Origin of the sequence: Serratia sp. CC22-02 (assembly GCF_900182895.1) — a bacterium.
In the GTDB taxonomy this organism is placed as follows: domain Bacteria; phylum Pseudomonadota; class Gammaproteobacteria; order Enterobacterales; family Enterobacteriaceae; genus Serratia; species Serratia nevei.
Window position 1 is genome coordinate 142578 of record NZ_FXUD01000008.1, and the last position, 12929, is coordinate 155506.

General features: G+C 60.4%; 9 protein-coding genes. 5 read left to right on the forward strand and 4 right to left on the reverse strand.

Annotated elements, in window-relative coordinates; all coding sequences use genetic code 11:
* The first annotated feature begins 208 nt into the window (after positions 1-208).
* From QOL81_RS21950 to lplT, 3 genes are all read left to right on the forward strand, one after another.
* On the forward strand, positions 209-2467 hold the full coding sequence (locus QOL81_RS21950; protein WP_283440028.1) for a molybdopterin guanine dinucleotide-containing S/N-oxide reductase: 2259 nt from the start codon (positions 209-211) through the stop codon (positions 2465-2467).
* Between the two features lie 349 nt (positions 2468-2816).
* Positions 2817-4970: a bifunctional acyl-ACP--phospholipid O-acyltransferase/long-chain-fatty-acid--ACP ligase gene (aas, locus tag QOL81_RS21955; protein WP_197783811.1), complete on the forward strand. Its 2154-nt coding sequence runs from the start codon at positions 2817-2819 to the stop codon at positions 4968-4970.
* Positions 4970-6154 carry a lysophospholipid transporter LplT gene (gene lplT / locus QOL81_RS21960; RefSeq protein WP_197783813.1) on the forward strand — a complete coding sequence of 395 codons (1185 nt, stop codon included), beginning with the start codon at positions 4970-4972 and terminating at the stop codon, positions 6152-6154. Before aas ends, lplT begins: the two co-directional genes overlap by 1 nt.
* A gap of 35 nt (positions 6155-6189) precedes the next feature.
* Here lplT and QOL81_RS21965 read toward each other — a convergent pair whose 3' ends face one another.
* The 4 genes from QOL81_RS21965 to mutH all read right to left on the reverse strand — a co-directional run bounded on the left by QOL81_RS21965 (position 6190) and on the right by mutH (position 9314).
* Positions 6190-7230, reverse strand: a complete 1041-nt coding sequence (locus tag QOL81_RS21965; protein ID WP_060423007.1) for an NADP(H)-dependent aldo-keto reductase — start codon at positions 7228-7230, stop codon at positions 6190-6192.
* A 206-nt stretch (positions 7231-7436) separates the two neighbouring features.
* Positions 7437-7655, reverse strand: a complete 219-nt coding sequence (locus QOL81_RS21970; RefSeq protein ID WP_038878690.1) for a YgdI/YgdR family lipoprotein — start codon at positions 7653-7655, stop codon at positions 7437-7439.
* Between the two features lie 155 nt (positions 7656-7810).
* Entirely contained in the window at positions 7811-8527 is a 717-nt protein-coding gene (locus QOL81_RS21975; RefSeq protein WP_169318729.1) for a TerC family protein, read from the reverse strand.
* Positions 8528-8627: 100 nt separating this feature from the next.
* Positions 8628-9314: a DNA mismatch repair endonuclease MutH gene (gene mutH / locus QOL81_RS21980; RefSeq protein ID WP_060441344.1), complete on the reverse strand. Its 687-nt coding sequence runs from the start codon at positions 9312-9314 to the stop codon at positions 8628-8630.
* 696 nt (positions 9315-10010) lie between these two features.
* On the opposite strand from mutH, the gene rppH reads away from it, so the two are divergent.
* Complete coding sequence (gene rppH, locus QOL81_RS21985) at positions 10011-10538, forward strand: RNA pyrophosphohydrolase (protein ID WP_169318728.1); 528 nt, start codon at positions 10011-10013, stop codon at positions 10536-10538.
* 12 nt (positions 10539-10550) lie between these two features.
* Positions 10551-12797 (forward strand): phosphoenolpyruvate--protein phosphotransferase, encoded by a 2247-nt coding sequence (ptsP, locus tag QOL81_RS21990; RefSeq protein ID WP_283440029.1) that lies wholly within the window; start codon positions 10551-10553, stop codon positions 12795-12797.
* Positions 12798-12929: the final 132 nt, after the last annotated feature.

Sequence of the window (12929 nt, forward strand, 5' to 3'; positions counted from 1 at the left end):
ATCCTGGGTAATCGCTTACATCCCTCAGTTTTGCGGAAAAAAACCGGGGCTGCAAGCGGTCTCGTGCGCAACTTGTGGCGGCCGTTGCAGAATCTCTTCGCGTCTGTACGCATAACCATCGGCTGCCGAACGATAGCGCAATTTGTACGTTGGCTCTGGCGGCGGGCTGAGGTAACGTCTGTGCATTCCGATTTGCGCCGAGAACGCCATGTCCATTAAACGCTATCCGCAGCTCGCCCATTGGGGCGCTTATACCGCCGTGGTTGAAGACGGCCGGCTTATCCGCTGTGAACCCTTCGCCGACGATCCCGATCCTTCGCCATTGCTCGATTCCATCGCACCGATGGTTTACTCCGACAAACGTATTCGCAAGCCGGCGGTGCGCCGCTCGTGGCTGCAAAAGCGCGAGGGCAGCGACCGCACGCTGCGCGGCAGGGAAGACTTCGTCGAGGTGGACTGGGAGCTGGCGCTCGATTTGGTGGCGCAGGAGAACCGCCGGGTGCGCGATCGCTACGGTGCCTCCGGGCTGTTTACCGGCTCTTATGGCTGGTCGTCGGCCGGGCGTTTGCATCATGCGCGTTCGCTGGTACGGCGGTTCTATTTCAGCGGCGGCGGCGGGGTCGATCAGCAGGGCAACTACAGCTGGGGCGCGGCGCAGTTTTTCCTGCCGTATGTGATCGGCACTTTTTCGCCGTTGACCGGGCGCGTCACCAGCTGGCCGAGCGTGGTGGAGCATTGCGAGCTGTTTGTGGCGTTTGGCGGGCTGGCGCTGAAAAACGCCCAGGTCTCTTCCGGCGGCGCGGCGGAGCATGCGCTCAAGCCCTGGCTGCAAAAGCTGGCGCAGAAGGGCACGCCGGTTGTCAACATCAGCCCGATGCGCGACGACTGCCCCGGGTTCGTCAACGCGGAGTGGATCCCGATCCGGCCGAATACCGACGTGGCGCTGATGCTGGCGCTGGCTTACGAAATCCAGCAGCTGGGTGCGCACGACGAAGCCTTCCTGCACAGCCACTGCGTAGGCTATCAACAGCTGGCGGATTACCTGAACGGCGTGAGCGACGGCGTGGTAAAAACGCCGGCCTGGGCCAGCGCCATTACCGGCATTCCGGCGGCGCGCATCGCGCGGCTGGCGCGGCAGCTGATCGGCGTGCGCAGCTTCATCACCTGTTCCTACTCGGTGCAGCGGGCGCACCGCGGTGAGCAACCCTATTGGATGATGATCGCGCTGTCGGCGATGCTGGGCCAGGTGGGGCTGCCGGGCGGCGGCTTTTCCTTCGGCCACGGATCGATGAACGGCGTCGGTAACCCGCGCGTGGACACCCCCGCGCCGACCATGCCGGTAGGGGATAACCCGGCCGGGCTGGCGATCCCGGTGGCGCGCATCTGCGACATGCTGCTGCACCCCGGCGAAGCCTATCAATTTTGCGGCGAGACGCGCCAGTACCCGGATGTCCACCTGGTGCACTGGGCCGGCGGCAACCCGTTCCATCATCATCAGCAGCTGAACCGGCTGGTGGAAGGCTGGCAGAAGCCGGATACGGTGATCGTACAAGATATCTGGTGGACGGCGGCGGCCAAAATGGCGGATATCGTGTTGCCGGTCACCAGCTCGCTGGAGCGCAACGATATCGGCGGCTCCTCGCGCGATCGCTACGTGCTGGCGATGCATCAGGCGATTGCGCCGCAGCATCAGGCGCGCAACGATTTTGATATCTTCGCCGATCTGGCGGAGCGCCTGGGTTATCGCGAACGCTTTACCGAAAACCGCGACGAGCGGGCCTGGATCGAAGAGATCTATCGGCAATGCGGCGTGGCGCAGCGGCGTGCCGGCGTCGCCTGGCCCGAGTTTGAGGATTTTTGGCACCGGGGCTATGCCGAACTGCCCGCGCCGGCCAAGGAATTCGTCTTTTTTGACGCGTTCCGCGCCGATCCGCAGGCTAGTCCGCTGCAGACGCCCAGCGGCAAGATCGAACTGTTCAGCGAGCGGATCGCCGGTTATCGCTACGAGGATTTCGCGCCGCATCCGCAGTGGCGGCCGCCGGTGGAGTGGCTGGGCGCGCCGCAGGCCAAAACCTGGCCGCTGCATTTGATCTCCATCCAGCCGAGCGATCGTCTGCACAGCCAGATGGATCCGGCGCCGCTGGCGCAGGGCAATAAGACCGCCGGGCGCGAAACCCTGTATATGCATCCGGAAGACGCGGCGCAGCGCGGCGTGGCAGAGGGTAGCGAAGTGCTGGTCAGCAATGCGCGCGGCAGCTGCCTGGCAGGGGCGTCCCTCACCGACGGCGTGACGCGCGGCGTGGTGCTGATGGCGACCGGCGCCTGGTTCGAGCCGGGTTACGACGCGCAGCGCCGGCCGGTCGAACAGGCGGGCAACCCGAACGTGCTGACGCTGGATATCGGCACCTCATCGTTGACGCAGGGGCCGAACGCCATGAGCTGCCTGGTGGAGGTCAGCGCGCGATGAATGACGATTTCACGTCGGGATAACCGGCTCGCCGTCGTTGTTATATTTATTTTTTTCGCCGCTGCGGGAAGGTTTAAGTTTCATTGAGTTATTACAGCAGATCGCGGGAAATTTACAGCTGGTTGCATTTGGAGCAGAACTCTTGCGATTCGCCGGTAGTTTCCTGCACGCCATCTCTCTAGAGTAGGTGATCCCAGAGGTATTGATTGGTGAGAAATCAGCATACTCTGTATGTTGAAGCCATTTTCAATTGCACCAACCTACGCGGATGCGTAGGTTTTTTTTTGCCTGCCATATAGTATTCTTTTCCCTACAACGATTTACGCCTCCATGGCCAAGGGAGAAGGGCATGATCTTTTCACTGCTGCGCGCGCTGTTTCGCCTGCTGTTTCGGGTTCGGGTCGAAGGGGACGTCCAGCACTTCGAGCGGCAAAAACTGCTGATTACGCCGAACCACGTCTCTTTCCTCGACGGCGTGCTGCTGGCGCTGTTTCTGCCGATTAAACCGGTGTTTGCGGTTTACGCCAGCATCGGCGAGAGCTGGTTTATGCGCTGGCTGCGGCCCTACATCGATTTCGTCTCGCTCGATCCCACCAAGCCGATGGCCATCAAACAGCTGGTGCGGATGGTTGAGCAGGGGCGGCCGATCGTGGTGTTCCCTGAAGGGCGCATCACCGTGACCGGCGCGCTGATGAAAATCTACGACGGTGCGGCGTTTATCGCCGCCAAATCGGGCGCCACCGTGGTGCCGGTGCGGATCGACGGGCCTGAATTCAGCCCGTTCGGCCGCATGGCCGGGGTATTCAAAATCCGCTGGTTCCCGCGAATCAGCATTCGCATCTTGCCGCCGACCACGCTGCCGATGCCAGAGGCGCCGCGCGCGCGTGAACGCCGGGCGCTGGCAGGCGATCGGCTGATGCAGATCATGATGCGGGCGCGGATGGATACACGCGAACCGCAGACGCTGTTCCATGCCTTGCTGGCGGCGCAGCACCGCTACGGGCGCCGCAAGCCCTGTATCGAAGACATCGCTTTCAAAGAAGACAGTTACCAGACGTTGATCAAGAAATCGCTGGGCGTCAGCCGTATTCTGCAGCGCTTTACCGCCGAAGGGGAACACGTCGGCCTGCTGTTGCCGAACGCCACCATCACCGCGGCGGCGATCTTCGGCGCTTCGCTGCGTAACCGCATCCCGGCGATGCTCAACTACACCGCCGGCGCCAACGGCCTGAACAGCGCGATGACTGCCGCCGACATCAAGACCATCGTCACCTCGCGCCAGTTTCTGGAAAAGGGCAAGCTGACTCACCTGCCGGAACAGGTGCCGCAGGCCAACTGGGTGTATCTGGAAGATTTGAAAGATACGGTCACGCTGGCGGACAAGCTGTGGATTTTGCGGCATTTGCTGCAGCCGCAGCGCGCGGCGTTGCCGCAACGCCCGGAAGACGCGGCGCTGATCCTGTTCACTTCCGGTTCCGAAGGCCACCCCAAGGGCGTGGTGCATTCGCACGCCAGCCTGCTGGCCAACGTAGAACAAATTCGCACCATCGCCGACTTCACGCCGCGCGACCGCTTCATGTCGTCGCTGCCGCTGTTCCACTCGTTCGGTCTGACGGTGGGGCTGCTCACGCCGCTGATCACCGGCAGCCGCATTTTTCTCTACCCCAGCCCACTTCATTATCGCGTGGTGCCGGAGCTGGTGTATGACCGCAACTGCACGGTGCTGTTCGGCACGGCGACCTTCCTCAACAACTATGCGCGCTTCGCGCATCCGTATGATTTCGCCCGCCTGCGCTACGTGGTGGCCGGCGCGGAAAAGCTGGCGGACAGCACCAAACAGATCTACCAGGACAAATACGGCATCCGCATCCTGGAAGGCTATGGCGTGACCGAGTGCGCGCCGGTGGTCTCCATTAACGTGCCGCTGGCGACGAAAGTGGGCACCGTTGGCCGCATCATGCCGCAGATGGAGGCGCGCCTGATCGCGGTGCCGGGCATCGATAACGGCGGCCGCCTGCAGCTGAAGGGGCCGAATATCATGAAAGGCTATCTGCGGGTTGAGCGCCCCGGCGAGCTGGAGCCGCCGGCGGCGGAAGATGAGAACGGCGTGCTGCAGCCGGGCTGGTACGACACCGGCGATATCGTCAGCCTGGATGAGCAGGGTTACTGCACCATTCGCGGCCGCGTGAAGCGCTTCGCCAAGCTGGCGGGGGAGATGGTGTCGCTTGAGAGCGTCGAATTGCTGGCGCAGCGGCTGTCGCCGGAAAAACTGCATGCCGCCACCGCCAAAAGCGACAGCAGCAAAGGTGAGGCGCTGGTGCTGTTCACCACCGATCCCGCCATCACACGCGAGGCATTGCTGCGAGTGGCGCGCGAGCTGGGCAGTCCGGAGCTGGCGGTGCCGCGTGATATTCGCCTGTTGAAAACGCTGCCGGTGCTCGGCAGCGGCAAACCCGATTTTGTCACCCTGCGTCATATGGCCGAACAGCCGGAGAGTGCCTGATGAATCCTTCGACCGAATCCCCTTTGTTGTCACGCGGCATGATCGCCGTCATCAGCGCGCAGTTCCTCTCGGCGTTCGGCGACAATGCGCTGCTGTTCGCCACGCTGGCGTTGATCAAGCAGCAGCTGTATCCGGACTGGAGCCAGCCGATCCTGCAGATGGCCTTTGTTGCCACCTACATCATCCTGGCACCGTTTGTCGGCCAGGTGGCCGACAGCTTCGCCAAAGGGCGGGTGATGATGTTCGCCAACGCCCTGAAGCTGGCGGGGGCGTTGGTGATCTGCTTTGGGTTCAACCCGTTTCTCGGTTACAGCCTGGTCGGCGTGGGGGCCGCTGCGTATTCGCCGGCCAAATACGGCATTCTGGGCGAGATCACCAGCGGCGAGAAGCTGGTCAAGGCTAACGGCCTGATGGAGGCCTCGACCATCGCCGCCATTCTGACCGGTTCGGTGGCCGGCGGTATTCTGGCGGACTGGCATGTGGTCGCGGCGCTGGCGGCCTGCGCCTTGGTTTACGCGGGAGCGGTGGTCGCCAACCTGTATATTCCGCGTCTGGCGGCGGCGCGCCCGGGGGCCTCCTGGCGCCCGCAGGCCATGACGAACAGCTTCTTTACCGCCTGCGTCACGTTATGGCGCGATGGGCAGACGCGTTTCTCCTTGATCGGCACCAGCCTGTTCTGGGGGGCCGGCGTGACGCTGCGTTTTCTGCTGGTGCTGTGGGTGCCGGTGGCGCTCGGTATCGCCGATAACGCCACGCCGACGCTGCTGAACGCCATGGTGGCCGTAGGTATCGTGGTGGGGGCCGGCGCTGCCGCGCGCTTCGTCACGCTGAAGACGGTAAAACGCTGCATGCCGGCCGGGATCCTGATCGGCGTCGCGGTCGCGGTGTTCGCGCTGCAAACCACCATGCTCAATGCCTATGTCTTGCTGGCGATCATCGGCATGCTGGGGGGCTTCTTCGTGGTGCCGCTCAATGCGTTGCTGCAGGAGCGGGGCAAGCATTCGGTCGGCGCCGGCAATGCGATCGCGGTGCAAAACCTGGGTGAAAACGCCGCCATGTTGCTGATGCTGGCGCTGTATTCGCTGGTGGTGAAGCTGGGCGTGCCGGTGGTGGGCGTCGGCGTAGGGTTTGGCGCGGTGTTTGCGCTGGCGATTAGCGTGCTATGGTGGTCGCAGCGGCGGTAAAAAACGGGGCGCAGCCAGGCTGCGCCCCGGCTGTATTAAGGTGCCGGAATGGTAAACCGGGTATGGATCTCTTCCAGCGCCTGCAGCACGTCCTCATCCAATACCACATCGAGGCTGTCGATGTTGATTTTCAACTGCTCCACCGTGGTGGCGCCCAGCAGGGTGCTGGCGACGAACGGTTGCTGACGCACGAAGGCCAACGCCATCTGCGAAGGATCCAGACCGTGTTTTTTGGCCAGCGCCACGTACTCGGCGATCGCCAGCTGGGTTTGCTGCCCTGAATAACGGTTGAAGCGGGTGAACAGCGTATTGCGCGCACCGGCCGGTTTAGCTCCGTTGAGGTATTTGCCGCTCAGAGTACCGAACGCCAGGCTGGAATAGGCCAGCAGTTCCACCCCTTCGTGCTGGCTGATCTCAGCCAAGCCAATCTCAAAGCTGCGGTTCAGCAGGCTGTACGGGTTTTGAATCGACACGATGCGCGGCAGCTCGTGTTTCTCCGCCAGCTGCAGGTAGCGCATCACGCCCCAGGGCGTTTCATTAGAAACCCCGATATAGCGAATCTTGCCGGCGCGCACCTGCTCGGTCAGCGCCTCCAGCGTTTCCAGCAGCGTAACCGTAGCTTTGTCATCGGTGTATTGATAGTTGAGTTTGCCAAAGCAGTTGGTGGCGCGCTGCGGCCAGTGCAATTGGTAAAGATCGAGATAATCGGTGTTCAGCCGCTTGAGGCTGGCGTCGAGAGCGGCGCGGATGTTCTTGCGATCGAGCGCCTGCTGCGGGCGGATGCTGCTGTCGGTGCCGCGCACCGGGCCCGAGACTTTGCTGGCCAGGACGATTTTTTCGCGATTGCCGCGTGCCTTGATCCAGCTGCCGATATAGCTCTCGGTCAGGCCCTGGGTTTCCGGGCGGGGCGGCACCGGATACAGTTCGGCGGTATCTATCAGGTTCACGCCTGCGGCCAATGCATAGTCCAGTTGCGCATGGGCGTCGGCTTCGGTGTTCTGTTCGCCAAAGGTCATGGTGCCCAGTCCCAGCACGCTCACTTCTAAAGAACTGTGGGGAATACGGTGGTATTGCATTAACGGCCTTCCTTTCTTGTTAGCGCTGACGGGCCGCGCGGCCCGGTGAAACAGGAGCCCAATGTCAGAAGACGGCGCAAAGTCCGTCGGGCGGCGATGTCGCCTTTTCTGACTATAACCAAGCGGTGAAGATGGGGGAAGCGGATTCCGTGCGGACACGAATGAGGGCTACCGCGCTCGCGCGGGCGATAGCCGGCGGGCGGTGATTAGCGTTCGATAACCTGGGAAACCTGATCGCCGTTGATCTGGCGGTGGTTGCCTTTCTCGTCTTTATAGCTGATGAGGCCAGTATCTTTGTCGATCTCTGGCTTGCCTTGCGTCAGGATCATGTTGCCGTCTTTGGTCGCCATCACGTAGTCGCTGGAACATCCCGCCAGGCCGGCCACCATCACCAGCGCAGACACTGCCATTACCCACTTTTTCATCCTGCGGATCCTCGATTATGCAGAAAAGGTTGTTATTTCAAGATTAGCAAACTCTCGGCGAAGGGCGTCTCAGATAAGTCTTTATCTGATAAGAAAAAGTGAAATGAGAGGTCAACGAAGCGATGGAAGCCGCCGATGGCGGCTTCCGGGTAAGGTTATTCCGGCGAGCGGTTTTTCTTGCTGCGCATCAGATTGAGCGCTTCTACCGACATCGAGAAGAACATGGCGAAGTAGATGTAGCCTTTCGGCACGTGCACCTGGAAACTTTCCAGCATCAGCGTGAAGCCCACCAGGATCAAGAACGCCAGCGCCAGCATTTTCACCGACGGATGGCGATTGACGAACTCACCGATCGGCCGGGCGGCGAACATCATCACACCGACGGCGATCACTACTGCCGCCATCATGATGAACAGATGGTCGGAAAGGCCCACGGCGGTAATCACCGAGTCCAGACTGAAGATAATATCGAGCAGCATGATCTGCACGATCGCGCCGAAGAAGCTGTGCACCTTGGTGTGGTGCTCTTCTTCCGTGCCTTCGATGGTTTCGTGGATCTCTTTACTGGCTTTCCAGATCAGGAACAGCCCCCCTAACAGCAGGATCAGATCGCGGGCGGAAATGGCGTGATCCCACACGGTAAACAGCGGGTGCGTCAAGCGGATCACCCAGGCGATGGAGGCCAACAGCGCCAGGCGCATAATCATGGCGGCGGCCAGACCGAGCCGGCGAGCTTTGTTCTGTTGCGCTTGGGGCAGCTTGGCCACCACCAGCGACAGAAAAATGATGTTATCAATACCCAGTACGATCTCAAGAATGGTTAGCGTACCTAACGCTAACCAGGCATTGGGATCCATAATCCATTCGAACATTGCCCGGCACACCTTAATACTTAATAAATGCAAAGCGTGAATTATACGCGTTTATCGTGGCGCTGACAGGGTTAGCTAAACCAGAGTTAAACGAAATCGCTTAGATTGAGAAATGTCTTGCCAGCAGCGCGCCGGTAAAACTCTTTTTCAGATAGAAACCGCGCGGCAGCGTCATGATAGGTTGCCCCTGTTCGCCGATGGCTTCGGTGAGCGCCCTGCTGTTGGCGGCTTTGGGGCGCAGCTGCAACACTTCGCCGTGGCGCGCGGTGATGCGCTCTACGTGGCCGAGTACGATCAGATCCATCAACTCTTCCCAATCGCGGCGCAGACTCTCTTCTTCTGCGGCGCTCGGGCTCCACAGCAGCGGCGAGCCGACGCGGCGTTCGGCCAGCGGGATCTGCCGTTCGCCTTCTACCGGTATCCACAAGACGCGCGCCAACTTGTGGCGAACGTGGCTGCTGGCCCAGGTGACGCCGCTGTTGCCGGTAAGCGGGGCGACGCAGACAAAAGTGGTTTCCAGTGGTTTGCCGGCGGCGTCGACAGGAATGGTTTTCAGCTCGATGCCCAGTTCGGGAAAGTCCTGCTCCGGTTTGCTGCCGGCCATGGCGCCGAGGTACAGCTCCAGCAGCATGCCCACCCAGCCCTTATCGCGCTTCAGATCCTTGGGGATCGGCAGCTGCGCGCGGGCGGCCAGCTCGCCAAAGCTGGCGCCGGCCAGCGCCTGAGCACGCTCGAACAGCTGCCGTTCATTTTCCGGCGGGGGCGGCAAAGGGGATAAAAACGCCATAAATCAAGCCTGTCGAATTTGGTTGAAAAACGTACTGCAATTATGCACGACGAACGATAACCGTCATCGCCTGGGGAAAAGAATAATAGTAGCATGATTTTACATGAATTTTTTCATTTCCTTGCGGGGAAGGCAATGCACTGGCGGGGCTTGTTCACCTGAAGCCACCGACAATAAACAGGATCTTACACCTATTTATCCACAGATTTATGGGATAACCCAAATTTTTACCGATCACTGGTTCAATTTACAGCCTTGACTCGGGCGGTTTTTTACGAATTTGTCCGTTTTGTGCGTAACTTGCTCGGATAATCTGTGGATAAAAACGGCGTTGGTGGATCTTTCGCCAGGGTAAGATCCTTGCCGTGCATAGATCACATTTTTACTCTGTACATAATGATGTGGCATTAATTAAGTGTATGTTTTTAAGGTAAATGTGTGTTTTTGGGGGCGGTGGGGGATTTTGGGGTTTAAGAGTTGTACCGGCTTATCCCTCGAGTTCTGCACACACCTATCCACAGAAAAAGTGAATAAAACCGGCCCGAAAGGCTGGGGTATGTTTATAACTTTGCCTATATCTGTGAGTTATCCCAATGTTATCCGGTCCGCAGCGCCGTAAAGCAGTGGTTTACCGCCTGTAGCTTGTGTGAAACAATCAGGACATCTATGCGAATTTAAGCTTATCGAGGTAGTCCGGTGATCGATGATGATGGCTACCGCCCGAATGTTGGTATCGTAATCTGTAATCGTCAGGGGCAGGTCTTATGGGCCCGCCGTTACGGTCAGCACTCCTGGCAGTTTCCCCAAGGTGGGATTAACCCTGGCGAAACTGCGGAGCAGGCGATGTACCGTGAGCTGTTCGAAGAAGTGGGGCTGAGTAAAAAGGATGTGCGCATCCTGGCTTCGACCCGCAACTGGTTGCGCTATAAATTGCCGAAACGTTTGGTGCGTTGGGACACAAAGCCGGTTTGTATCGGCCAAAAGCAAAAATGGTTTTTGTTGCAGCTACTGTGCAATGACGCTGATATCAATATGCAGCGCAGCAGCACGCCGGAGTTCGACGGTTGGCGCTGGGTGAGCTTCTGGTATCCGGTGCGCCAGGTGGTGTCGTTCAAACGCGACGTCTATCGCCGGGTGATGAAAGAATTCGCCGTGACCGTGATGCCGATGCAAGAGCAGGCGGCGCCGCGGCAGGGCCCCGCTTATCGCCGAAAGAGAGGTTAAGTTAAGCCGACTATGCTCACGCGCTTGCGAGAAATTGTAGAGAAGGTGGCCGCGGCGGCCAGTCTGACGGATGCGCTGGATCTGCTGGTCAATGAAACCTGTCTGGCGATGGACACCGAAGTGTGTTCCATCTACCTGGCGGACAACGATCGCCGCTGTTACTACCTGATGGCCACGCGCGGGCTGAAAAAGCCGCGCGGGCGCACTATCGCATTGGCGTTTGACGAGGGCGTCGTCGGGTTGGTCGGCCGCCGGGCCGAGCCTATCAACCTGGCCGATGCCCAAAGCCACCCTAGTTTCAAATACGTTCCGCAGGTGAAAGAGGATCGTTTCCGATCCTTCCTCGGGGTGCCGATCATTCATCGGCGCCAGTTGCTGGGCGTGCTGGTGGTGCAGCAGCGCGAACTGCGCCAGTTCGACGAAAGCGAAGAGTCTTTCATGGTCACCCTGGCCACGCAGATGGCCGGGATCCTGTCACAGTCGCAGCTCAACGCCATTTTCGGACAGTATCGCCAAACGCGCGTGCGCGCGCTGGCGGCCTCGCCCGGCGTGGCGGTGGCGGAAGGGTGGCAGGACAGCAGCCAGCCTTCTCTCGATCAGGTTTACCGCGCGTCGACGCTGGACACCGCCAGCGAGCGCGAGCGCCTGACGCTGGCGCTGGAAGAGGCCGGCGCGGAGTTTCGCCGCTTCAGCAAGCGTTTTGCCGCCAGTTCGCAAAAAGAGAGCGCGGCGATCTTCGATCTTTATTCTCACCTGTTAAACGACGCCCGTCTCAAGCGAGAATTGTTCGCCGAAATCGACAACGGTTCGGTGGCGGAGTGGGCGGTGAAACAGGTGATAGAAACCTTTGCCGAGCAGTTCGCCAAACTGCAGGACACCTACATGCGCGAGCGCGGCAGCGACCTGCGCGCGCTGGGCCAGCGTCTGCTGTTCCACCTCGACGACACCACCCAGGGTGCCACCCAGTGGCCGGCGCGTTTTGTGCTGGTGGCGGATGAACTGACCGCGACATTGCTGGCCGAAGTGCCGCAGGATCGTCTGGTCGGCGTGGTGGTGCGCGACGGTGCCGCCAACTCGCATGCGGCGATTCTGGTGCGGGCGATGGGGGTGCCGACGGTGATGGGCGCCGACATCCAGCCTTCTCTGCTCAGCCAGCGGTTGCTGATCGTCGACGGTTATCGCGGTGAACTGCTGGTCGATCCTGAGCCGGTACTGGTGCAGGAATATCAACGGCTGATCAGCGAAGAGCTGGAGCTGAGCAAGCTGGCGGAAGACGACGTCGAGCAGCCGGCGCAGTTGAAAAGCGGCGAGCGCATTCAGGTGATGCTGAATGCCGGCCTCAGCCCGGAACATGAACAGCTGTTGGGCGGCCGGGTGGATGGCGTGGGGCTATACCGCACCGAAATCCCGTTCATGCTGCAAAGCGGCTTCCCTTCCGAAGAGGAGCAGGTCGCGCAGTACCAGGGCATGCTGCAGCTTTACCCGAGCAAGTCGGTCACGCTGCGCACCCTGGACATCGGCGCCGACAAGCAACTGCCTTATATGCCGATCAGCGAAGAGAACCCTTGCCTGGGCTGGCGCGGCATCCGTATTACCTTGGATCAGCCGGAGATCTTTTTGATTCAGGTGCGCGCGATGCTGCGTGCCAACGCCGGCACCGGCAACCTGGGCATTCTGCTGCCGATGGTCACCAGCCTGGAAGAGGTCGACGAGGCTAAACGCCTGATTGACCGCGCCGGGCGCGAGGTGGAAGAAGTGCTCGGCTACGCGATCCCGAAACCGAAAATCGGCGTGATGCTGGAAGTGCCGTCGATGATTTTCCTGATCCCGCATCTGGCCGGGCGCGTTGATTTCATCTCGGTCGGCACTAACGACTTGACGCAGTACCTGCTGGCGGTGGATCGCAACAACACCCGGGTCGCCTCGTTGTACGACAGTTTGCATCCCGCGATGTTGCAGGTGCTGAGATTGATTGCCGAGCAGGGGAAAGCAGCCGGGTTGCAGCTTAGCCTCTGCGGTGAACTGGCCGGCGATCCCATGGGCGCGCTGTTGCTGGTGGGTATGGGCTATCGTAATCTGAGCATGAACGGCCGCAGCGTGGCGCGCATCAAATACCTGCTGCGGCATATCGACCTTGCCGACGCCGAAGTGCTGGCGCAGCGGGTGTTGAACACTCAGATGACCACCGAAGTGCGCCATCTGGTGGCGGCGTTTATGGAGCGGCGCGGCATGGGCGGGCTGATCCGCGGGGGCCGATAGCCGCCGTGCGGTGTGATTTTTTTACAGAACTTTTCCCGCCCTGCCGGACCGGACCGTGCTAAGCCTATGTTATGATGCGCAACCTCAGCGCGGCGCATGCTCGTCGCCTTGCACACCACAGCGGCTAACGCT